This window comes from Microbacterium sp., from assembly GCF_011620665.1.
In the GTDB taxonomy this organism is placed as follows: domain Bacteria; phylum Actinomycetota; class Actinomycetes; order Actinomycetales; family Microbacteriaceae; genus Microbacterium.
The window spans coordinates 61,300-81,671 of sequence record NZ_WOYQ01000076.1 but is presented as its reverse complement, the minus strand read 5'-3'; the positions used below and the strand labels follow the sequence as shown (position 1 = coordinate 81,671).

At 69.8% G+C, this 20,372-nt stretch carries 22 protein-coding genes and 3 tRNA genes; 8 read left to right on the top strand and 17 right to left on the bottom strand.

Annotation, left to right across the window (positions count from 1 at the left end; genetic code table 11):
• The first annotated feature begins 91 nt into the window (after nucleotides 1-91).
• The gene (locus QZV81_RS09750; protein ID WP_292836428.1) at nucleotides 92-451 is read left to right on the top strand and encodes a helix-turn-helix domain-containing protein; all 360 of its coding nucleotides are present in this window, start codon (nucleotides 92-94) and stop codon (nucleotides 449-451) included.
• On the opposite strand, the gene QZV81_RS09745 is transcribed toward QZV81_RS09750, so the two are convergent.
• The 7 genes from QZV81_RS09745 to QZV81_RS09715 form a co-directional block, all read right to left on the bottom strand.
• A tRNA-Met gene (locus QZV81_RS09745) sits at nucleotides 449-522 on the bottom strand. The two genes, QZV81_RS09750 and QZV81_RS09745, sit on opposite strands and share 3 nt — an antisense overlap.
• Before the next feature lie 35 nt (nucleotides 523-557).
• Nucleotides 558-629, bottom strand: a tRNA-Thr gene (locus QZV81_RS09740).
• A 62-nt stretch (nucleotides 630-691) separates the two neighbouring features.
• Nucleotides 692-1,810: a M23 family metallopeptidase gene (locus tag QZV81_RS09735; protein WP_292836425.1), complete on the bottom strand. Its 1,119-nt coding sequence runs from the start codon at nucleotides 1,808-1,810 to the stop codon at nucleotides 692-694.
• A gap of 134 nt (nucleotides 1,811-1,944) precedes the next feature.
• Nucleotides 1,945-2,727, bottom strand: coding sequence for an inositol monophosphatase family protein (locus tag QZV81_RS09730; RefSeq protein ID WP_292836423.1), 783 nt, complete (start codon nucleotides 2,725-2,727; stop codon nucleotides 1,945-1,947).
• A 191-nt stretch (nucleotides 2,728-2,918) separates the two neighbouring features.
• Nucleotides 2,919-3,773, bottom strand: coding sequence for a hypothetical protein (locus QZV81_RS09725; RefSeq protein WP_292836421.1), 855 nt, complete (start codon nucleotides 3,771-3,773; stop codon nucleotides 2,919-2,921).
• A gap of 125 nt (nucleotides 3,774-3,898) precedes the next feature.
• Nucleotides 3,899-3,980, bottom strand: a tRNA-Tyr gene (locus QZV81_RS09720).
• A 78-nt stretch (nucleotides 3,981-4,058) separates the two neighbouring features.
• Nucleotides 4,059-4,553, bottom strand: coding sequence for an FBP domain-containing protein (locus QZV81_RS09715; protein ID WP_292836419.1), 495 nt, complete (start codon nucleotides 4,551-4,553; stop codon nucleotides 4,059-4,061).
• 78 nt (nucleotides 4,554-4,631) lie between these two features.
• Here QZV81_RS09715 and QZV81_RS09710 point away from each other — a divergent pair, with 78 nt between their 5' ends.
• The 3 genes from QZV81_RS09710 (at nucleotide 4,632) to QZV81_RS09700 (ending at nucleotide 6,482) form a co-directional block, all read left to right on the top strand.
• Nucleotides 4,632-5,120, top strand: a complete 489-nt coding sequence (locus QZV81_RS09710) for a YajQ family cyclic di-GMP-binding protein (protein ID WP_292836416.1) — start codon at nucleotides 4,632-4,634, stop codon at nucleotides 5,118-5,120.
• 298 nt (nucleotides 5,121-5,418) lie between these two features.
• Entirely contained in the window at nucleotides 5,419-5,835 is a 417-nt protein-coding gene (locus QZV81_RS09705) for an arsenate reductase ArsC (protein WP_292836414.1), read from the top strand.
• Nucleotides 5,832-6,482: an arsenate reductase ArsC gene (locus QZV81_RS09700; RefSeq protein WP_292836412.1), complete on the top strand. Its 651-nt coding sequence runs from the start codon at nucleotides 5,832-5,834 to the stop codon at nucleotides 6,480-6,482. The genes QZV81_RS09705 and QZV81_RS09700 overlap by 4 nt, the downstream gene beginning before the upstream one ends.
• An 8-nt stretch (nucleotides 6,483-6,490) precedes the next feature.
• Here QZV81_RS09700 and QZV81_RS09695 read toward each other — a convergent pair whose 3' ends face one another.
• From QZV81_RS09695 to QZV81_RS09675, 5 genes are all read right to left on the bottom strand, one after another.
• Nucleotides 6,491-6,817 carry a hypothetical protein gene (locus QZV81_RS09695; RefSeq protein WP_292836409.1) on the bottom strand — a complete coding sequence of 109 codons (327 nt, stop codon included), beginning with the start codon at nucleotides 6,815-6,817 and terminating at the stop codon, nucleotides 6,491-6,493.
• A complete protein-coding gene (locus QZV81_RS09690) occupies nucleotides 6,807-8,210 on the bottom strand; it encodes an FAD-dependent oxidoreductase (protein ID WP_292836406.1) in 1,404 nt (467 codons plus the stop codon). Before QZV81_RS09690 ends, QZV81_RS09695 begins: the two co-directional genes overlap by 11 nt.
• Before the next feature lie 59 nt (nucleotides 8,211-8,269).
• A complete protein-coding gene (locus tag QZV81_RS09685; protein WP_292836403.1) occupies nucleotides 8,270-9,331 on the bottom strand; it encodes a polyprenyl synthetase family protein in 1,062 nt (353 codons plus the stop codon).
• Between the two features lie 64 nt (nucleotides 9,332-9,395).
• Nucleotides 9,396-10,136 (bottom strand): bifunctional demethylmenaquinone methyltransferase/2-methoxy-6-polyprenyl-1,4-benzoquinol methylase UbiE, encoded by a 741-nt coding sequence (ubiE, locus tag QZV81_RS09680; RefSeq protein WP_292836400.1) that lies wholly within the window; start codon nucleotides 10,134-10,136, stop codon nucleotides 9,396-9,398.
• Nucleotides 10,129-10,671, bottom strand: a complete 543-nt coding sequence (locus QZV81_RS09675) for a DUF402 domain-containing protein (protein WP_292836397.1) — start codon at nucleotides 10,669-10,671, stop codon at nucleotides 10,129-10,131. The genes ubiE and QZV81_RS09675 overlap by 8 nt, the downstream gene beginning before the upstream one ends.
• A gap of 185 nt (nucleotides 10,672-10,856) precedes the next feature.
• Here QZV81_RS09675 and QZV81_RS09670 point away from each other — a divergent pair, with 185 nt between their 5' ends.
• The gene (locus tag QZV81_RS09670; RefSeq protein WP_292836486.1) at nucleotides 10,857-12,095 is read left to right on the top strand and encodes a chorismate-binding protein; all 1,239 of its coding nucleotides are present in this window, start codon (nucleotides 10,857-10,859) and stop codon (nucleotides 12,093-12,095) included.
• 42 nt (nucleotides 12,096-12,137) lie between these two features.
• Here the strand turns inward: QZV81_RS09670 and menD are convergent, their stop codons facing one another.
• A complete protein-coding gene (gene menD / locus QZV81_RS09665) occupies nucleotides 12,138-13,931 on the bottom strand; it encodes a 2-succinyl-5-enolpyruvyl-6-hydroxy-3-cyclohexene-1-carboxylic-acid synthase (RefSeq protein ID WP_292836394.1) in 1,794 nt (597 codons plus the stop codon).
• Nucleotide 13,932: 1 nt separating this feature from the next.
• On the bottom strand, nucleotides 13,933-14,301 hold the full coding sequence (locus QZV81_RS09660; RefSeq protein ID WP_292836391.1) for a PLDc N-terminal domain-containing protein: 369 nt from the start codon (nucleotides 14,299-14,301) through the stop codon (nucleotides 13,933-13,935).
• A gap of 53 nt (nucleotides 14,302-14,354) precedes the next feature.
• On the opposite strand from QZV81_RS09660, the gene QZV81_RS09655 reads away from it, so the two are divergent.
• Nucleotides 14,355-14,633 carry a DUF4229 domain-containing protein gene (locus QZV81_RS09655; protein ID WP_292836388.1) on the top strand — a complete coding sequence of 93 codons (279 nt, stop codon included), beginning with the start codon at nucleotides 14,355-14,357 and terminating at the stop codon, nucleotides 14,631-14,633.
• Between the two features lie 3 nt (nucleotides 14,634-14,636).
• Here the strand turns inward: QZV81_RS09655 and QZV81_RS09650 are convergent, their stop codons facing one another.
• Genes QZV81_RS09650 through QZV81_RS09640 form a run of 3 tightly spaced genes read right to left on the bottom strand, consistent with a single transcriptional unit; the run spans nucleotide 14,637 to nucleotide 17,756 of the window.
• The gene (locus tag QZV81_RS09650) at nucleotides 14,637-15,608 is read right to left on the bottom strand and encodes a 1,4-dihydroxy-2-naphthoate polyprenyltransferase (RefSeq protein WP_292836385.1); all 972 of its coding nucleotides are present in this window, start codon (nucleotides 15,606-15,608) and stop codon (nucleotides 14,637-14,639) included.
• Nucleotides 15,609-15,635: 27 nt separating this feature from the next.
• On the bottom strand, nucleotides 15,636-16,808 hold the full coding sequence (locus QZV81_RS09645; RefSeq protein WP_292836382.1) for an AMP-binding protein: 1,173 nt from the start codon (nucleotides 16,806-16,808) through the stop codon (nucleotides 15,636-15,638).
• Between the two features lie 39 nt (nucleotides 16,809-16,847).
• The gene (locus tag QZV81_RS09640) at nucleotides 16,848-17,756 is read right to left on the bottom strand and encodes a 1,4-dihydroxy-2-naphthoyl-CoA synthase (protein WP_292836379.1); all 909 of its coding nucleotides are present in this window, start codon (nucleotides 17,754-17,756) and stop codon (nucleotides 16,848-16,850) included.
• Between the two features lie 64 nt (nucleotides 17,757-17,820).
• Here QZV81_RS09640 and QZV81_RS09635 point away from each other — a divergent pair, with 64 nt between their 5' ends.
• Both QZV81_RS09635 and QZV81_RS09630 read left to right on the top strand, forming a co-directional pair.
• Nucleotides 17,821-18,381: a hypothetical protein gene (locus QZV81_RS09635; RefSeq protein ID WP_292836376.1), complete on the top strand. Its 561-nt coding sequence runs from the start codon at nucleotides 17,821-17,823 to the stop codon at nucleotides 18,379-18,381.
• Nucleotides 18,382-18,405: 24 nt separating this feature from the next.
• The coding region (locus tag QZV81_RS09630; RefSeq protein ID WP_292836373.1) for an ATP-binding cassette domain-containing protein at nucleotides 18,406-20,372 on the top strand (1,967 nt) is incomplete at its 3' end.

Genomic DNA, 20,372 nt, shown 5'->3' with positions numbered 1-20,372 from the left:
GTGTTCCTTTCGACGGTGACCACTGCGTCAGCGTCTCCGCCTCTCTGAACATTCCGGCAGGGGCGTACCCACTTTTACGTAAGGTACTTTGGTGAACGTGAGTTTTGCAGAAATCCAAGGGTCATCCTCGGGATGCTTCGCCAAAGGCAGCCCGACGCGACTCGTCCTCGACCACGTCAGCAGCACGTGGGGTGTGCTCGTGCTGGGTACCCTCTCGGAGGGCACGCGACGCTGGGGCGAGCTCCGCCGCGATCTGGACGGCATCAGCGAGAAAATGCTGGCATCGACGCTGCGCGCGCTTGCGACCGACGGTCTCGTGCATCGGGAGCCGTTGGCGAGCGTGCCTCCGCACGTCGAATACAGCCTCACACCACGTGGACGCGAGCTGGCCGAGCGGATGATGCCATTCCTGGAGTGGATCGCGACGAACTCCGACGATGAACCTCTGTAGCAGGAGCGGGGCTTGAACCCGCGACCTCACGATTATGAGTCGTGCGCTCTGACCAGCTGAGCTACCCTGCCACGCCGCACCCACACGGCGAGATGTGGATGCTGCGAGCCCCGAGTCAGGATTGAACTGACGACCCCTTCCTTACCATGGAAGTGCTCTACCACTGAGCTATCGGGGCACGCCGCCCGCGCGCGGGCAACTAGAGGAGTTTATCAGAGCGACGGCACGGGGATAAACAGCTCAGCCTACGGTGTGCGACCCGGTTGTGTGCTCGTACAGCCACGGCATCGGGTCGGTCTGCGTGGCACCGCCCAGCAGAACCTCGAGGTGCAGGTGCGGACCGGTCGCCTTGCCGGTCTGGCCGACCGCGCCGATGACCTGGCCGGCCGCAACGGTGTCGCCCTGCTCGACCTCGAGCGAGCCGTATTGCAGATGACCGTATCGCGTCGAGACGAGCTGACCGTCGATGATGTGGTCGATCACGACCGTGACGCCGTAGTCACCTCCCGCCGTCGTCGCGATGCGGACGGTGCCTGCCGCGATTGCGTGAATCTCGGCCCCGGCGCCCGGCGTCAGATCGACTCCCCGATGCGGCGAAGCGAACTGCGACAGGTAAGAGGCAGAGCCGTAGGAGGCAGAGATCGGCACCCCCACCGGGAAGGGCCACTGAATGGGCCCGTCGGCGTTGTTGATCCAGGTGCCGGCGAAGAGAGTGACACCCGAGTCGGCTGCGAGGTCGACCATGGAGGCGACGTCGTACGACTCGGTCCGCTCGAGGCCCGCAGCACCGGCCTCCGACGAGGCGACGAAGGCCTGGATCTCGTCGGGCGCGGTCGTCGTCGCAGACTTCGCCAGCGCGAGATCGGCGCCCGGGCCGCTCGCGGAGGCGACCGCGGCGGGCATCGTCGCCCCTACGGCGAGAAGACCGGCGACCGCGATCACGCCGATCGAGAAGGATGCCGCGGCCACTCGCTGGACCACGAAGCCGACGCGCCCATGACCCTCAGCCCGGGCCACGTTCACGTCGACCGCCGCGACCGAGGTCATCGCCTCGCAGTCACGGCCAGGAGGCGCCTGGACCTGTGACGCGCCGGTGAAGGAGAAGAGGCGAGCAGCGAACTCGAACTCGTCGACCGAGCGGTCGGGGTCGGCCGCGGCTGTGGACGCGGATTCCGGCGGAAGTCCGAGAGCGAGCGCGGGCTGGGAGGATCGTGACGCGGATGCTGCGGCCTCGGCGGCCAGGCGACGATACTCCGCGCGAGTGAGGACACCCGGTTCCCCCTGCGCGGTGAGCGCGGAGGTTCGGCGGCGGTCGCGGCGTGTGGGTGCGCCGCCGGCCATCGGGGTGTCGGGTGTCACATCGCAGACTCTCGTCAGGCCGCCGTCGGGAAGCGGGGAAAGTACTCGGGCATCGGGTCATCTCTGCCGTTCGGGCGGCCAAGATAACGATCGGATAAACACTACCGTGAGAGATCTGGAATTGTCATCCTGGCTCACCGGTCGATCGCGGCACGCAGCAGCTCGTACGTCTGGGGTCCCGCGGCGATCACCAGCTCTCGCCCGGGCCGCCCGGCCGGCGCGCCGCCCATGACGCCGCCGGCTTCGGTCACCAGCAGCCCACCGGCAGCGTGGTCCCACGGCTGCAGGCCCTTCTCGAAGTAGCCGTCCAGGCGCCCCGCGGCGACATAGGCGAGGTCGAGCGACGCGGCACCGGCGCGGCGCAGGTCACGCGCAAGCGGCATCACGGCGCGAATGCGCGCGAGGTCGCTGTCGTGCTGCGCGGGGTCATAGCCGAAACCGGTCGCCAGCAGCGCGCCCGCGCTCGGCGGCATCGACACGCGCAGGCGCGTCTGGCCGATCCGGGCCCCCCGACCCCGGATGCCCGTGAAGGTCTCCCCCGTCGCGGCATTGTGGACGACGCCGATCTCGGGCATCCATTCTTCGGGAATCGGCTCGCCAGTGACGGCTGCGATGCTGACGGCGTAATGGGGGATGCCGTAGGCGTAGTTGACGGTGCCGTCGATCGGGTCGACGATCCAGGTGATTCCGGACGTACCGCGGGAGGCGCCGGACTCCTCGCCGACGAAGCCGTCGCCGGGACGCGCGCGCGCGAGCCGCCGCCGGATGAGCGCCTCGACTTCGCGGTCGGCCTCCGTGACGATATCGGCGAGGGACGACTTCGACGCGGCGACCGTCACACCCTCCGCGCGGCGCCGGCGGGCGAGGTCCCCGGCCTCGCGGGCGATGTTCTCGGCGAGTGCCGCAAGCTCCTGCATATGCCCCACGCTACGCGCACCGGCGGGGAGCTCATGAGCGAGATCCACGACGCCGTGGTCGTGCTCGGCGCCGCGCACGACGCCGCGGGCAGCGCCAGGACGGCTCGATTCACATCGAAGCGCGCACGACCGGGGTGTTCGGCGGCAACCTGCCGCGATGGCCGGTCTCCAGATTCGCGACCGTCGCGTGATCAGCCCTGCTGCGGGGGCAGCGGCGGAGGCGGCGGGAAGCCCTCGTAGCCCGGACGGGGTCCATCGCCGGCCTGCTCCGGCGCGGCATAGGTCGGTTGACCGGTGTAGTAGGCGTTCCAGTCGGGGGTGGCCCCGTCCGGCAGCACCGGAAGCGGGGTGATTCCGTCGGCGTACGTCGGCCACTGCGCCGGCACCGCCGGCGACGTGTATGCCACCGAAGCCGCTCGACGCGGCTTCTTCGGTGCGAAGAGCGCGTTCACGAGCGGGACGAGCGCCGTTCCGACCGCAGCAAGGATCGCGAGTGCGACAACGACTCGCCAGTAGAGCGGCCGGAATTCGACGTCTGCCCAGAGCAGCAGCGGAAGCACCAGCATGACGGAGAGGATGACCACCAGACCGATCGTCACGTAAGTGACGATCGAGGTGAACGTCGTCTCGTATCGCTGGTAGGCCTTGAGATACAGCCGGACGTGCAGGAGCGCACCCTGCAGGATCAAGGCGATCAGGACGAACCGGAAGAAGCGGTCCCCACCGAAGCCGTAGGAGTAATCGGTGGGCTCCGGCATCCAGATCATGACCGCGCCGATCAGCAGGATCGCCACCCAGGTGATCATGCTCGCGAGGGTCAGCCACTCCGGCCGACGCGGAGCCATGTTCGCCTCGCCGATCGCGACCCCCGCAAAGCCGGCAAGCAGGATGATCGTCAGAAATGCCTTGCCGACAATCCCATTCGCGTCGCCGATCAGCACCCAGATCACGCACACGATCGCTGCCGCGATCAGTGCCCCGATCGCCACCCAGAGCGCCGCCCTCATGATCTTGCTGGTCTGTGGCGCGTCGATCTGCTCGGTCATCGTTGATCCTTCCTCCGCCGCGGCCTGTGGCTCCATCCTGACACGCCACACCGACACGGTGGGGATGAATACCTCCGGGCGAAACGAAGAAGCGCCCCCACGAGGGGAGCGCTTCATTCCGTGAGTGGCGAGTGAGGGATTCGAACCCCCGAAGACGAAGTCAGCTGAGTTACAATCAGATCCCTTTGGCCGCTTGGGTAACTCGCCAATGCGCATCCGCCCGGCTTTTCCAGTCGATCGGAGGCGCGATCAATCATCTTACCCGCCCGCGTCCCGTGGGAAAAATCACCGGCGCCACTCCGCGCCGATGACCCGATCGACGAAGCTCTCGACGCGCTGGCGCGTGCCGTCGATGCGGCGATCGACGCTCGCGCGCACCTCGCTGGGCGCCAGCGGCGCGGCGAGACGGACGTTCTCGTGGCAGCCGAGATCGGCGCACATGTAGGTCCCGACGCTGTCGCCTCGCTCTCCCGCAGCGCCCGCCCGTCGCGCGGTGAACAGAGCCACCTGGTTGCCGGGCTGCATCGTGTGGCACATGTTGCACAGCGCAGCGTGCGATCGGCTGCCGTGCGCGGCGCGCACGACGATCCCGGTGGGGATTCCGCGTCGCTCGACGATCACGTAGCCCCGGCCGCGAGCTCTGGGATCGAGCCAGGCGAAGAAGTCGAGGTGGTCCCAGTCCGCCAGCACGAATGACATCGGCACGGCGAGCCGTTCCCGCTCGTCCGCCGTCGCGTTCACGAGCGCGGAGCGCACCTGTTCTTCGGTGAGCGGCTGCATCCGGCCATTCTACGAACGGATGCCGCCCGTGCGGGCGGGCAAGAACGTCGTGAATCGTCGCGCGGGTAGACTCGGCGCATGGCTGACTCCTCCTTCGACATCGTCTCCAAGATCGACCGTCAGGAGGCCGACAATGCTCTCAACCAGGCCCGCAAAGAGGTCGAGCAGCGCTACGACTTCAAGGGCACGGACGCAGACATCGCATGGAGCGGCGACGCGATCGTGATCAAGGCGAACAGCGAAGAACGCGCGAAGGCGGTGCTGGATGTCTTCCAGTCCAAGCTCGTCAAGCGCGGCATCTCGCTGAAGAGCCTCGAGACGGGCGACCCCGTCGTGGGATCGAAGGAGTACCGGATCACGTCGACCCTCACGGAGGGAATCTCGTCTGAGAACGCGAAGAAGATCACCAAGATCCTGCGCGACGAGGGACCGAAGTCGGTGAAAGCCCAGATCCAGGGCGACGAGCTGCGTGTGCAGTCGAAGTCCCGTGATGATCTTCAGGAAGTACAGCGTCTGTTGAAGGCCGCGGATCTCGACCTCGACCTGCAGTTCGTCAATTACCGCTAAGGACGCTTCTGACCGGGGCTTTTCCCTCCTCAGTCCGCAACGAGTCCGCAGAATCCGCCACGGCGGCCATGAAGGCAGCGGTTGCAGAACGCGTGCGATCTTCGGAAGTTGGCCACAATCGGCGTGCGTGACCAATGGCAGCTCACGCACGCCGCGGCCGCGCAGGAGATCGAGCCGGCGCGATACGGCCCGGTCGGCGGCGGGGGATGCTGCTCGTGATGTGCGTGTTCAGCATCCGTTCACCCAAATAGATAGATATTGATCTATGCTTTCATCGAGAGAGAAAGCGAGTCCGAACATGAGTGCAAAACCCACCGTCCTCTTCGTCTGCGTCCACAACGCCGGGCGCTCGCAGATGGCCGCCGGATTCCTCCGCGACATCGCCGGCGATGAGATCGAGGTGCTCTCCGCCGGGTCCGAGCCGAAGGATCAGATCAATCCGATCGCCGTCGACGCGATGGCGGAGGAGGGCATCGACATCGCCGGCCAGCAGCCGAAGGTGCTCACGGTGGAGGCGGTCCGTGAGTCCGACGTCGTCATCACCATGGGATGCGGCGACGCCTGCCCCATCTTCCCCGGCAAGCGCTACGAGGATTGGGTGCTCGAGGACCCGGCCGGTCAGGGCATCGAGGCGGTCCGCCCGATCCGCGACGAGATCCATCGGCGGGTCGCCGGGCTCGTGGACGAGCTTCTCTCCGACCGGGGTGCAGCATGACCGATCGTCAGGGGCAAGATGCCCTCCTGTCCCCCGACTCCGTGCTGCACCGCGCGGCCGCACGCCTGGCCCAGCAGTTCAGCGGGATGGTGAACGATGAGACCGTCGAACGCGTGGTGTTCGAGTCGTATGCGGCCCTCGCGCGCACCGCGACCGTCACCACGCACCTTCCGGCGCTGGCCGAGCGGTTTGCGCGGGAACGGCTCACGGCGCTCGCACAGTCTCGAGGGTTCATCGCCAAGCCGGTTCCTGAAGTGCTGTATGTGTGCGTGCAGAACTCCGGGAGGTCTCAGATGGCGGCGGCCCTCACACGCCACCTCGCCGGCGATCGCATCCATGTGCGCTCGGCGGGTTCGCAGCCCGGAATGGGGCTCCTGCCGGCGGTGGTGACCGTCCTCACCGAGCTCGGGATCGACGTCACCGAGGAGTACCCCAAGCCGCTGACCGACGACGTGGTCCGCGCGGCCGACGCCGTCGTGACGATGGGATGCGGGGACGCATGCCCGTTCTACCCCGGCAAGCGCTACCTCGACTGGGACCTCGCGGACCCCGCGGATCTCGATCTGGAGGGCGTCCGGGCCGTCCGCGACGACGTCCGCGCGAGGGTCGAAGCCCTGCTTGCCGAGCTCATCCCCGCTGCCGCGTAGAGCCTGGATCAGCGCGGCTGCGCGTCCCAGACGACCTCGACGACCTGAGGATCGCTCACCGAGACGCGCGCGGGCAGCCGCGTGCCGGGTCGGGGCGGCGTCCGGCTGTCGAACACGAGGCGCTGCTCGACAGCGGTCGGCGGGATGCCCGGGCCCTCCGCCGAGAGATCGATCCGGTACTCCCGGTACCGACCTCGGCCGGAGATGTCGTCGATGGCCACAATCCTGGCCATACCGAGGACCGCATCCGCCATCGGGTCGCGCGTGAGCTTCTCGAGCCATGCGGTCGCCTGCTCGATCTCGGACTCCTCGAAGTCTGGAACCTCAGCGTTCACCGGAACCTCCGGCCGACGATCGGTGACCCATCGAAACTCGCACCATCTCGTCACGGTCCACGACTTTGATGCGCGCGCGCTCCTGCGGCTCACCGAGCGAGATCTCGTGCTGGTCCAGGCGGTGCCAGCCGTCGAGATCCGTCCAGGCGATGCCACGGTCCGCGAGAAGGGCAACGATGGCGTCGGGCGACGGATCCACAGGGCTCCACCACGAGCCCTGGTCGTTGATCAGGTGGCTGATCGTCTCCATCGCGTCGGATTTCGTGTGCCCGATCAGTCCGACCGGGCCGCGCTTGATCCAGCCGGTCGCATAGACCCCGGGAACCCGTTCATTGGAGTCCCTGCGCACCACCTGGCCCTCGCGGTTCGGGATCACGCCGTGCTTCCGGTCGAACGGCACTCCGGGAAGCGGAGAACCGAAGTATCCGACGGCGCGGTACACCTGCTGGATCGGGATCTCGCGCACCTCACCCGTTCCGATGACGCCGCCCTGGTCGTCGGGCTGCGTGCGCTCGTACACGATCGCCGACACCCGGCCGTTCTCGTCGGCCTTCACCTCGACCGGCTTGGCATAGAAGTGCAGGTGCAGTCGGCGGCTCGCCCCTCCGCCCGCGCCGTTTGCACTCGGTCGCCGGCGCCACGACTGGAACACCCGATCCATCACCATGACCTGCTTGTTCGACGCGATGGCATCCCTGGATGCCTCGTCGTAGTCGAAGTCCTCGTCGTAGACGACCATGTCCACATCGCGGAGTTCACCGAGTTCCCTCAGCTCGAGCGGCGTGAACTTCACCTGAGCGGGACCGCGGCGACCGAAAACGTGCACATCGGTGACCTGCGATGCGGCGAGCCCCCGATAGACGTTCTCGGGGATCTCGGTGACCAGCAGGTCGTCAGCGTGCTTGGCGAGCAGACGTGCGACGTCGAGCGCGACGTTGCCGTTGCCGATGACGGCGACCGACCCGCCGTCGAGCGGCCATTCTCGAGGGAAATCGGGATGCCCGTCGTACCAGCTGACGAAGTCGGCCGCACCATACGAACCGAGGGCGTTGATCCCGGGAATGTCAAGATCAGCGTCCTTGATGGCACCCGTTGCGAAGATGACGGCGTTGTAGTGCCGCTTGAGATCGTCGAGGGTGATGTCCTCGCCGAAGCGGACATTGCCGAAGACCCTGATATCGCCGCGGTCGAGCACATCCCGCAGCGCATTGATGATGCCCTTGATCCGCGGATGATCGGGCGCGACGCCGTAGCGGACCAGACCGTAAGGCGCGGGCAGCTGGTCGAAGAGATCGATCGCCACGTCGAACTTGCGCTCGGCCTTCAAGAGGATGTCTGCCGCGTAGATGCCGGCGGGACCGGCACCGATGATGGCCAGCCGGAGCTTGGTCATGTGGTGTTCCTTTGCGTTGAAGATCCGGGAATCCAGCCCCCGGAGCCTGTCGAAGACGATCAGCTCGAGCGGTCGACGATCACATGCGCGAGACGGACGAGCGCATCACGCACCGTGCCGGCCGGGAGCGGATCGAGGGCCGCGATGGCGGCATCCGACCAGTCGTACGCCTGCTGCCGCGTCACCGCGGTCACGGTGTGATCGCGCAGCTGCGCGATCGCTTCATCGAGGATCCTGGGGTCGGCGCCGTCCGCGATCCGCGCGACGCCGTCGTCGATCGTGGCCCTGAGCGCGCCGGACGCGGCATCGCCGGCGCGAGCGAGCAGCAGGTACGGCATGGTCGGCACGCCGGCCCGAAGGTCGGTCCCGGGGACCTTGCCGGTTTCGGCGGCATCCGCCGAGAGATCGATGACGTCATCCAGAAGCTGAAACGCGACGCCGATCTTCTCGCCGTAGGCGAGCACGGGCAGGCGGCACTCCTCCGGAGCGCCGGAGAAGATGACGCCGGCCTGAGCGGAGGCCGCAATCAGCGACCCCGTCTTGTCGGCGAGCACCCGCAGGTAGAACGCGACGGGGTCATCGCCCGCCTGCGGGCCGACGGTCTCGTGCATCTGACCGAGGACGAGGCGCTCGAACGTGTCGGCCTGAAGCCGGATGGCCCGCTCGCCGATCTGCGCCATGAGCTGGCTCGCGCGCGAGAACAGCAGATCGCCGGTGAGGATCGCGACGTTGTTGCCCCACACCGCGTGCGCGCTCGGCACCCCCCGGCGCACGTCGGCGCCGTCCATCACGTCGTCGTGGTACAGCGAGCCCAGGTGAGTCATCTCCAGCGCGGTCGCACCGGTGATGACGTTCTCGGTCGCGCCGGCACCGAGCTGCGCGGTCAGCAGCGTCAGCATGGGCCGCACACGCTTACCGCCGGCTTCGTACAGGTAACGGGTCGTGGCGTCGGCGAGCGCATCGCTCACCTTGAGCTCGAGGGCGAGTGTGTCTTCGACGCGGTCGAGACCGTCCTCGACCACGCCCAGCAGGTTCCGCATGCGCGGACCGGCGAGCACGCGCTCGGTCAGGCCCAATTGAGCGGACAGGCGCGCGCCGGAACCGGAAGATCTCGGAGTCACCCTCACAGCCTACCGGCCCGGTCCTGCGCTCGGCCGTCGATGCGCATCACCCGACCGGAAGCGCTCACGCGGGCTTGCGTGCCCGGTGGAGAGCGACGATCCCGAACGTGAGATCGCGGTGCGCGACATCGATCCAGCCCGCATCCCGCATCCATGAGGCGAGCGTGGTCTGGTCGGGCCAATCGCGGATCGACTCGTTGAGGTAGTCGTACGCGTCGGCATTGGAGCTCACGGCTTTCGCGACGAGCGGCAGGACGCGGTTGTTGTAGAACCCGTAGAGCCGAGCGAACGCGGCGGAGGACGGATGCGAGAACTCGCACACCACGATCCGACCCCCCGGCGCCGTGACCCGCAGCATCTCGGCGAGCGCCGTGCGCGGGTCGTTGACGTTGCGCAATCCGAACGAGATCGTGACCGCATCGAACTCGTCGTCGGCGAACGGCAGCGCCGTGGCGTCGGCTTCGGCGAACGACAGATTGGCGATGTCGCCGTGGCGACGGCGTCCCTCGGCGATCATGCCGGGTGAGAAATCGGCTGCGACGACCTCGGCGCCACTCCGAGCCAGACTCACCGAACTCGCGCCGGTCCCCGCCGCGAGGTCGAGGATCCACTCTCCGCGACGCGGCGAGACGGCGCGTGTGTTCGCGCGGCGCCACAGGCGATCGTTGCCCAGACTCAGAACCGTGTTGGTGCGGTCGTAGGCCGGTGCGACCTCATCGAACATCCCGCTCACGCGAGCGGGGTCCTTGCCGAGATCGGCCCGGTGCGGGTCGCCGGCGCGCGGGTCGCCCGTGTGCTCAGTCATCGTTCGATCCTAGATCGCGCAGCACCTCGAACCAGTATGCCGCCGTCGCGTCATCGAACGGCGAAGTCGCCGCCGCCACCTGCGACTCGAGTTCGCGTGCGACGGACTCCAGTCGCTCGACGATGTCGCCGGGATATCCGTATTGCTCGCGATGCTCGGCCCACTCATCCAGATCGTCGATGAACACCCCCCGGCCGTCGAGCGCGCGCACGACGTCGAGATCCATGTCGATGCCCGTGGGGCGCCCGCCGTCCCAGCGGACGTCCCACCCGATGTCGATGTAGACGCGGATCCGCGGATGCGTGTCATTGATCGTCGCCGCGAACTCTCCCGACGGCGGGATGAGAGTGATGCTGTCGCCGTGCGACGGCGCCACCACGCCCGGCCGCGCGCTGCGCCATCCGTCGCGCTGACCGACCCAGTCCCCGTGCGCGTCACTGCCGAGGAAGACGCTGTCGTGTTCCCAGTGCGGCGCACCGTCCCACTTGCGCCACCGGAAGGTCATGCGGGTACCGGGAACGGGGCGTGCGGTCACACGCCGAGCCTAGCCGTACCGTTCTCCGGGCCGCCGAGTGGTCTCGCCGCCGCGGCTCGCGCGATCCCACCCGGCGCGCAGCCCGCCGGCTCATCGGTCCGGACATGGGTACACGCGGGGGACGAGGAGCGGGACGCGGGCAGCGGATTAGGCTTGCAGGTGTGACACACGCCGCCGCGAGCCCGATGAGGCTGCGCACGGTGACCCGGCAGATCCCAGATGCGGCGGACCTGCTGGAATACGCCGACCCGGCCGACCCGCTGGTGTGGACGCGCCGTGGCGCCTGGCTCGTCGGGGTCGGTGCGGCCCTGACCCTCACTGCGCACGGCGCGGAAGTGGGGACATTGGCCGCCCGCTGGCGCGAGGTGGTCGCCGCCGCAGCGATCGATGACGATGTGAAGGCCCCCGGAACGGGGCTCGTCGCCTTCGGCGCGCTGCCGTTCGATGAGCGGTCCGCCGCGACGGCCGTGCTCACCGTGCCTCGGCTGACGATCGGGCACCGCGACGGCCGGACCTGGGCGACCTGGATTCTTCCCGACGCCGGCGCCCCCGACCCGGCCGAGCCGCACCCGATCGGATTCGGGCCGCACTGGTCGGCGGCTGTCGGCCCCGGCGCGCTCACCCCCGAGGGGTATCAGGAGGCGGTCCGCCGCGGCCTCGCGGCGATCGAGGCGGGCGAGGTCAGCAAGGTCGTCCTCGCGCGCGACCTGGTCGGCACGGTACCGGCGGGCGCGGATCTTCGCCGGCTCGTGCGCTCACTCGCGTCGGCCTACCCCGACACGTGGGTCTACGCGGTCGACGGCCTGATCGGGGCGAGCCCGGAGACCCTCGTCTCGGTGATGGCCGGCCGCGTGACGGCACGCGTACTGGCCGGCACGGTCGCCCGGGGCGCCAACCCGGATGCCGACCGAGATGCGGCCCTGGGCCTCGCGACCAGCGCGAAGGATCTTGCTGAGCACGGCTATGCCGTGCGAAGCCTGATCGATGCGCTCGCGCCGCACACAGCAGCGCTGGCCGCCGGCGAGCAGCCGTTCACTCTGCCGCTGCCGAACGTGTGGCACCTCGCGACGGACGTCGAGGCGACGACCACCGCCGGCACCTCCGCGCTCGATCTGCTCGGTGTGCTCCATCCGACGGCGGCCGTGGCCGGCACACCGACGGATGCGGCGCTTGCCGCGATCCGCCGTATCGAGCCGTTCGATCGGGGACGCTACGCCGGGCCGGTCGGCTGGGTGGATGCGCGCGGCGACGGCGAATGGGCGATCGCGCTGCGCGGCGCGCAGTTCGACCTTTCTGCGGCCGACGATGCCGGCATCCCGTTCACGGCGCACGCCGGAGCGGGGATCGTCGTCGGCAGCGACCCCGAGGCCGAGATGCTCGAGACCCGCGTGAAGTTCCGGCCGATCGTCGACGCGCTGGCCTGATCGGTCGAACAGGGGACGGCGCCATCCGGACCGATGCCGGACTCAGCGTTCCAGAGCGACTTCGATCAACTGGCGGGCGCCGACGGGTGCCGTCAGAGCCTGGTCGAGGGCGGAGCGGGTGCCCACTCGCACATAGTCCCAGGCGTAGGCCCGGGCGAGCGACTCGAGGGCCACCGACTGCGGCGTGTAGAGGACGCGCTCCATGATCTCGGCCGAAGCGACGCCGGCCACCTCGAGCCCGTCGAAGATCGTGCCGCCGCCGTCATTGCCCACGATCACCTGGAGGCGCGGGGCGGGCTCACCCACCGGGAGCAGCAGCGACCCGGCGTCGTGGAGGAACGCGAGATCACCGAGGAGGACGCGGGTGACGCCGGGGGCGCCGGCCGCCTGGCTTGCCAGTGCGATTCCGGTTCCGGTGGCGATCGTCCCATCGATCCCCGCGAGTCCGCGATTGGCGTGAACCGGGACCTTCTTGCCGCCCAGGACCTGGTCGGCCACGCGGACCAGGCGGGACGAGGCGAACATCAGGCGGTCGTGCGGCCACGTCGCGCGCCAGACCGCGTCGACCAGGGCGACGCGGTCCAGTGGCGCGCGGATCGCATCGAGCTCCGCGGCGACGGCACCGAGCCGCTCGCTCGGCACAGTCGAGGCCAGAGCGCCCGCGTCGGGCGCGGGCGGGCTCAGATCGACGGCTGCCGCGCGGGAGGCCCGCATCCATGCGCCGAACCAGTCGCGATCGAGGTCGCCGATCGCCGCGACCACCCCGTCGACCGCGGTCGTCTCGCCGTTGAGGTTGAGCGGTTCGCCTGGTCCGCGCACAGCGAGGACCTCGACCTCGGGGCGCGCGAGCACCGCGGTCACTTCGCGACTCAGGGTCGGATGCCCGAAAACGACCGCACGTTCGATGCGGCCCCCCAGCTCGGGATCAGCCAGCAGTGTGCGGTATCCGTGCACGAGCTGCCGGCCGTAGCGGGCTCCGCTGACGATTTCGGCGATCAGCGGCCAGCCGCCCGCCTGAGCGAGGTCGGCAGCTCGGTGTCCGGCGTCGGCGCCCGCGATGACGACCGTGCGCGGACCCCTCGAGAGCACATGCGGGTCACGCGCGGGCTCGGCGGGTTGATCCGCCTCGCCGATGCCCCCGCCGCCCTGGTAGAGGGCTCCGGACGGCTCGGGCTCGGCCAGCTCGCCGGCGATGGCATCCGGCACGTCGGGCAGGGGGTCGGGCGCGGCCACCGGCATCCCGAACCAGCCGGGCAGAGCCCCGGCCAGCGGATCGCGATAGGGAAGGTTCAGGTGCACCGGGCCGGCCTGACGCGTGCCGACGCCGAGGGCGGCGATCACTGCGTCGTCGGCGATCGCGCGCAGCATCGCCGTCTGCTCGCTGGTGCCATCGTCGTCGATCTCATCCGGCACGGGCAGATCTGCCTCCAGCCGCACGCTCGGAGAGAACATGCCGAACTGACGCGTCGTCTGATTCGCACCGACACCGCGGAGCTCGGGTGGTCGATCTGCGGTCAGCAGCAGCAGCGGTATCCCCGCGTGATGAGCCTCGAGAGCGGCGGGCAGGAGGTTTGCCGCGGCCGTGCCGGAGGTGCAGATGACAGCGGCCGGCATGCCCGTCTCACGGCCGATGCCGAGGGCCGTGAAGCCGGCGACGCGCTCATCGATGCGCACGTGCAGATGGATGCGGCCGCGCGCCTCGAGCTCAGCCACGACAAGCGCGAGAGCCTGCGACCGCGACCCCGGACTGAGGACGACGTGCTCGACGCCCCGCCCGACAAGGCGCGTGAGGAGCGCCGCCGCGGCATCCGTCGCGGGTGCCCGTGTGACGCCCATGTCAGGCGCGCGCGTCCGGGCGGTCATCGCCGTCCGGCCGGTGCGGCGGATTCTCGTCCTCGGAATCGAGGGCTGCGAGCTCCTCTTCCAGGCGCCGGATCCGTTCGTCCTGGTCGCTGGCCGAGCCGATCCGGCCGAGGAACTCGGGGTTGTCGTCGGGGGCGCGGAACACCGGCAGCCCGCGCAGACGGCTACGCCCGACGACGAGCCAGAGGATGCCGCCGACAACAGGCAGGAGGAAGACGATCAGCAGCCACACCGGCTTGCTGACGCCGCGGTGGCGGGTCGGCGGCTGAAGGGCGCAGTCGACGATGCTGTAGACCCAGAATGCGATCAGCAGCAGCGCCAGCGGCAGAAGTACCCGGACCACTCCTCTATTCTACGTGGGCGGGCGACCTGCCCCGCCCGACGTATGCTGAAGGCATGCGTGTGCGTCCGGCTGTCGTGTTCGGGGTTCTCCGGCTCCTCGCCTTCCTGGTGCCGTTCGGCCTCATGATGCTGATCCCCGTCATGCGCGAGTTCGCGTGGCTGTCGGCGATCTTCGCGGCCCTGATCGGTCTGAGCCTGTCGATGCTGTTCCTCCGCCGGCCGCTGGACGATTTCACCGCCGACATGGCCGCGCGTCGCGCGCGTCGCGCTGTGGTCACCGATGAAGACGTCGAAGACGCCGTGACGGGCCATTCAGCCCCGGACCAGCGCTGACACTCAGCCGACGAAGGCCCAGAGCAGCGACGCCCCGAGCGCGATCGATGTCAGCGACGTGAGCGCCAGCGCGACGACCAGCTCGCGCGGCTGTCGATAGGTCCACACGATCAGGATCGCCGCGGCGGCGGGGATCAGTGCCACAAGCCCCAGCCACGCCAGCGGGTACAGCTGCGCGAGCAGGACGACGATCAGAAAGGCCGCAAGCACCAGCCCCGTGTAGAGCGCCTGCGTTGCGCGGCGGCCGATGCGCACCGTGAGCGTACGCTTGCCTACCACGCGGTCCTGGTCGATGTCGCGGAGGTTGTTGGCCAGCAGCACGCAACACGCGAGGAGCCCCGCGACGACGCCGCCGACCCATGCCTCGTCGGGAATGCTGCCCGCCTGTACGAACGCCGTACCGACCGTGGCGACCAGGCCGAAGAAGACGAAGACGAACACTTCGCCCCAGCCCGCGTATCCGTAGGGTCTCTTTCCACCGGTGTAGAACCAGGCGGCGACGATGCACGCCGCGCCGATCAGCAGCATCCACCAGTGGCCGGTGCGGACGACCACCGCGAGGCCTGCCACCGCGGCAAGGCCGAAGAAGCCGAGCGCGACGATCAGAACCGTGCGCGGCTGCACCTTCCGCGAGGCCGTCAGGCGCGCGGGTCCCACGCGATGCTCGTCGGTGCCCCGAATGCCGTCGCTGTAATCGTTCGCGTAGTTGACGCCGACCTGCAGCGCAACGGCGACGATCAGGCACGCGAGGGCGATGACCCAGTGAAAGGCGCGATCGACGACGATGGCCGCGCCCGTCCCGATGAGGACCGGAGTCACCGAGAGCGGCAGCGTACGTAGCCGCGCTGCGCCGATCCACTCGCCCAGGGTCGCCGGCTCAGTGTGCGCGGGATCGCGCGAGACGTGCCTCTTCTGCGAGTTGCCCTGACGTCTGCGCGGGGCCGTGCGCTTCTTCTTCCGGGTGCTGCCTGCCACGAGGGAATCCTACGGGCATCCCCCCGATCACGCCGATCCGGCGGATGGGCGCCCCCGCGCAGATGCCAGAGATCTCAGGGCGACGCGGTCGGGCTTGCCGCTCGAGAGCAGTGGAATCCGATCGATGCGGATGACCTCACGCGGGCGGGCCGCGGCGCCGAGGGAGGCCTCGACAGCGGATCGCAGATCGGCGAGCGCGGACTCGTCCGGGCGTGTGCCCGCGTCCACGATCACGACGCCGGCCTCACCCCACCGCTCATCGGGGACAGCGACGACGACGGCTGCGTGAAGCCCCGGGAGTGCACGAACGACAGCCTCCACGCGGTCGAGCGAGACATTGATCCCGCCCGAGACGAGCACGTTGTCGATCCTGCCCGTGACGCGCAGCACGCCGTCGAACGAACCGGCATCACCGGTTCGATACCAGCGGACTCCGTCCGCATCCCGCACGAATGAGGCTTGCGTGCGGGCAGGGTCACCGAGGTAGCCGTCCGCGAGGGTCGGCCCCGACACCTGCACCTCACCGTCGGCGATGCGCACCCCCACTCCGTCGAGGGGAACCCCGTCGTAGACGCAGCCGCCCGCGGTTTCACTCGACCCGTAGGTGCGTACGAGGCGGATGCCGGCGGCAGCAGCGCGCTCGGCAACGAGCGGCGGCAGTGCCTGCCCGCCGACGAGGACAGCCTCGAAAGAAGCGAGCGCACGCTCGCCCTCGGGCGAGTCCAGCAGGGTGGCCACCTGCGCGGGAACGAGGGAGGTGTAGGCGGCCACGCGGGCGCCACCCTGGACGGACGCCATCTTTCGGGTCGCGGCGGCGAACGCGGCAACCGAGAATTTCCCGGCCAAGACCGACGGCTCACGTCCCGAGACGAGTGAGCGCACGATCACCTGCGCCCCGGCGATGTAACCCGCCGGCAGCGCGAGGAGCCACGCACCCTCGCCGATGCGGTCGGCCGTCGCTCGCGCGCTGGACATCAACGCCAGCCGGCTGAGCGCGACCGACTTGGGGTATCCGGTCGAGCCGGAGGTCGTGACGACCAGGGCGGTGCCCGCCGGCACATCCGGCGAAGGATCCGCCGCGGCACCGGCGACGCCGGGGGGCGCCCCGAGCGCAACCGCCGGGCCAGCCCCGAGCACCGCACTGCGCAAGGCGCGGAGCACGGCGCCGGGGTCGCCGGCATCCGGACGGACGAGCGTCATCGCCCCGCTCCGCACGCGTGACCGGACACGTCGATCCGGTCAGAACTGGTAGGGATAGGGCGACCAGTCGGGCTCGCGCTTGTCGAGGAACGCGTCGCGGCCCTCGACCGCCTCGTCGGTGCCGTAGGCAAGCCGGGTCGCTTCACCGGCGAACACCTGCTGCCCCACCATTCCGTCGTCGATCGCGTTGAAGGCGAACTTCAGCATCCGAATGGACGTCGGCGACTTCCCGAGGATCGTGCGGGCCATCGCGATGGCCTCGCGCTCGAGGTCAGCATGGGGGACGACCCGATTGACTGCGCCCATCTCGTACGCCCGCTGCGCGGAGTATTCCTCCGCGAGGAAGAACACCTCCCGGGCGACCTTCTGGCCGACCTGTCGTGCCATGTAGGCCGAGCCGTAGCCGCCGTCGAACGAGCCGACGTCCGCGTCGGTCTGCTTGAACTTCGCCCGCTCGGAAGCGATCGACAGGTCGCACACGATGTGCAGGGAGTGCCCGCCGCCCGCAGCCCACCCCGGGATGACGGCGATGACGACTTTGGGCATGAACCGGATCAATCGCTGCACCTCGAGGATGTGCAGCCGCCCTGCCCGTGCGGGGTCGGGCGCGGTCGCCTCGTCGCTCGCATACGTGTAGCCGTCGCGCCCGCGGATGCGTTGATCACCGCCCGAGCAGAATGCCCAGCCGCCGTCCTTCGGGCTCGGCCCGTTTCCGGTCAGCAGCACGACGCCGATCCGCGGATCCTGCCGCGCGATGTCGAGCGCGCGGTACAGCTCGTCGACCGTGTGCGGGCGGAACGCATTGCGCACCTCCGGACGGTCGAAGGCGACGCGCGCGATCCGGCCGTCGGTCGACACATGCGCGGTGATATCGATGTAGTCCGAGGCGCCCGGCGCAAGCACCCACTCGGACGGATCGAACAGCTCTGAGACAGCAGGGGTGGTCACTCGCCCAGCCTACGCGCACGTCATGTGGCCACCCGGCACGGCCGGCACCCCCTACCCTGGAGCCGTGACCTCTCTCCCACGCCTCCTGACCCTGATCACCGTCGGCGCGCTGGCGCTCGGCATGTCGGCCTGCGCGGCCGAGAGCCCGGCCCCGGGAGCTTCGGCCTCGACGACCCTCGCACCGCCGGAGGCCGCCATTGCGGACGGCGCGTGCGCAGGCGACGAAGGAGTCAGCATCCTCGTCGACGCGGGTGCACTCGCCGGCGGCGAGGGTGCCGACCGCGCGTCGTGCATCCTCACCGACGAGCCGCTGATCGCCGCCGACGCGCTCGACACACTGGGCGTCCAGCTCGAAGGCACGAAAGAGTACGGTGACCAGGTCGTCTGTCGTGTCGACGGGATGCCGTCCGACACGGCGCCCGTCGGCTCGACGGAGGATCCTGCCTACGTCGAGACGTGCGAGAGCATGCCGGCGGCCTTCGCATACTGGTCGCTGTGGATCAAGCCGGCCGGCGGAACCTGGGACTATGCGCAGGAGGGCGCCTCCACGCTGCAGCTTCAGCCGGGCGACAGCATCGAGCTCCTGTTCACTCTCGACGGCGCGCCGGTCTCTCCCGACGCCTGATTCGTGAGCTTCCGGCTCGGACCGATGAAGGCGGCCGCCACCCTGGCGGTCGGGTTCGTCGCGGTCCGGGTCGTCTACCGCATCCTGTTCCACGGCGCGGACGGCACCGGTGTCGTTCTGATGCCCCTGCCGGCGCTCCGCCTGCCGCCCCCGTTCGCGCACATCGTGATGTTCGGCCCGGTGACGTCGGGGGGCGTGTGGGATGCCGTGGCCGGCGCGCTGCCGATCGCCGCGGTCTTCCTGGCCTTCGGGCTGATGAACGGTCTCTTCGACCTGTCCCGGCTTTTCGCGCGCGCCGCGCGCCGGGGCCCGTTCCAGGGCATCGGACGTGCGCTCGCGATCGCGTGGGCGACTCTTCCTGCCCTCGCTGACGCCGTGCGCGCGGTGCGATTCGCTCAGCGCCTGCGCGGCGAACGCGCCGGCGCCCGCCTGCTGGCGCCCGTGCTGGAGCGCACGCTCGAGCGGGCGACGGCGGTCGCCGCCGCTCTCGAGCTTCGGGGATATGCCGGTCTCGGCAGGGAAGGAGACTGCACGCGCCCTGTGGAGATCTCGGACGCATCGATGGGCTTCGCCGGCCCGCTCCGGATCGCTTCCCTCCGCCTTGCGCCAGGGACTCTCGCTGTCCTCTCCGGATCGACCGGGGCGGGAAAGACGACGGTGCTGCGCGGACTCAGCGGACTCCTCTCCCACGTCGACGGAGGAACCGTGACCGGCGAGGTGCGCGTCGTCGGTCTCGATCGCCAGGCGACTCCGCCGCGCGACACCGCCCGGACCGTCGGGGTCGTCCTGCAGCATCCGCGCGACGCGTTCGCGACCGAGTGCGTCGCGGACGAGATCGGCCTCGCCCTCGAACTGCGCGGCGTCGCCCGGACGATCCGCCATGCACGGGTCCGCGAGATCGCCGGACGTGTGGGCATCACACCGCTTCTCGACCGCCCGCTGCGCGGCCTCTCGGCTGGCGAGGCGACGCTCGTCGCGATCGCCGCCGCGATCGTGGAGCATCCGATCCTTCTGCTCGTGGATGAGCCGCTGGCCGACCTCGACCGGACGGCGCGCGCCCGGATCGTCGCGCTCCTGGGGGCCCTCGCCCACGATGCGGGCATGTGCGTCGTGGTCGCCGAGCATCGCGTGGCCGAGTTCGACGACGTCGCCGACCGGTCGCTGCGGGTAGAGGACGGACGCCTCCTGGTGTCACACCGTGTGCAGGACGATGCCGCTCGCGCGGGCGATCCCGGCGCACGGCGCCCGCCCATCCTGCATACGGGACGCCGCCCCGCGCTGACCGCCCGCGGGATCACCGTGCGCCACGGCGCGCGCCTCGCGGTCGACGGCGCCGGCCTCGACCTCCGCGCCGGCGAGATCGTCGCGCTGTCCGGCCCGAACGGCGCCGGCAAGTCGACGCTGCTGCAGGCCCTCGCCCTCCCGGGCCGAGATCACGACGTGCGGATCGACGGCGCAGCGCCGGCATCCCGCGCGATCGCACTGGTCCCGGATGCCTCGGATGACCTCTTCGTCCGCGACACGGTCACGGCCGAGTGCCGCCGCGCGGACCGTCACCCGCGGGGCGCGGGGCCGTCGACCGCCGATCGCTTCGCGGAACTCCTCGGCCTCGATCCCACCGGCGCGGCCTTCGCCGCCGTGCGGATGCGGCATCCCCGCGACCTGTCCGCCGGTCAACGCCGGACGCTCGCGATCGCGATCCAGACAGCATCCGCCCCGCGCGTGCTGCTGATCGACGAGCCGACCCGCGGGCTCGACCCGCAGGCCCGCGCGCTCGTGGCCGCCGCGATCGAGGCGCAGGCGTCCGCCGGCACGGCCGTCCTCATAGCGACGCACGATGCGGAGTTCGCCGCGATGCTCGCGTCACGTCACCTGGCGATGGATGCCGGCATCCTCACCCCCACCACCCGCTCCCCGGAGGCCCCCCGCCCCCAGCCCACCCGCTCCCCGGTCGCGAACAGCGCCCTCACCCCACACATCGCGACCGGCGA

What these genes read in the sequence shown, in the direction of transcription:
- QZV81_RS09700 (WP_292836412.1), top strand. Translation starts at nt 5,832, where the DNA reads ATGACCGATCGTCAGGGGCAAGATGCCCTCCTGTCCCCCGACTCCGTG.
- QZV81_RS09710 (WP_292836416.1), top strand. Translation starts at nt 4,632, where the DNA reads ATGGCTGACTCCTCCTTCGACATCGTCTCCAAGATCGACCGTCAGGAG.
- QZV81_RS09725 (WP_292836421.1), bottom strand. Translation starts at nt 3,773, where the DNA reads ATGACCGAGCAGATCGACGCGCCACAGACCAGCAAGATCATGAGGGCG.
- QZV81_RS09645 (WP_292836382.1), bottom strand. Translation starts at nt 16,808, where the DNA reads ATGACGCTCGTCCGTCCGGATGCCGGCGACCCCGGCGCCGTGCTCCGC.
- QZV81_RS09730 (WP_292836423.1), bottom strand. Translation starts at nt 2,727, where the DNA reads ATGCAGGAGCTTGCGGCACTCGCCGAGAACATCGCCCGCGAGGCCGGG.
- ubiE (WP_292836400.1), bottom strand. Translation starts at nt 10,136, where the DNA reads ATGACTGAGCACACGGGCGACCCGCGCGCCGGCGACCCGCACCGGGCC.
- QZV81_RS09715 (WP_292836419.1), bottom strand. Translation starts at nt 4,553, where the DNA reads ATGCAGCCGCTCACCGAAGAACAGGTGCGCTCCGCGCTCGTGAACGCG.
- QZV81_RS09655 (WP_292836388.1), top strand. Translation starts at nt 14,355, where the DNA reads ATGCGTGTGCGTCCGGCTGTCGTGTTCGGGGTTCTCCGGCTCCTCGCC.
- QZV81_RS09670 (WP_292836486.1), top strand. Translation starts at nt 10,857, where the DNA reads ATGAGGCTGCGCACGGTGACCCGGCAGATCCCAGATGCGGCGGACCTG.
- menD (WP_292836394.1), bottom strand. Translation starts at nt 13,931, where the DNA reads ATGGGCGTCACACGGGCACCCGCGACGGATGCCGCGGCGGCGCTCCTC.
- QZV81_RS09705 (WP_292836414.1), top strand. Translation starts at nt 5,419, where the DNA reads ATGAGTGCAAAACCCACCGTCCTCTTCGTCTGCGTCCACAACGCCGGG.
- QZV81_RS09690 (WP_292836406.1), bottom strand. Translation starts at nt 8,210, where the DNA reads ATGACCAAGCTCCGGCTGGCCATCATCGGTGCCGGTCCCGCCGGCATC.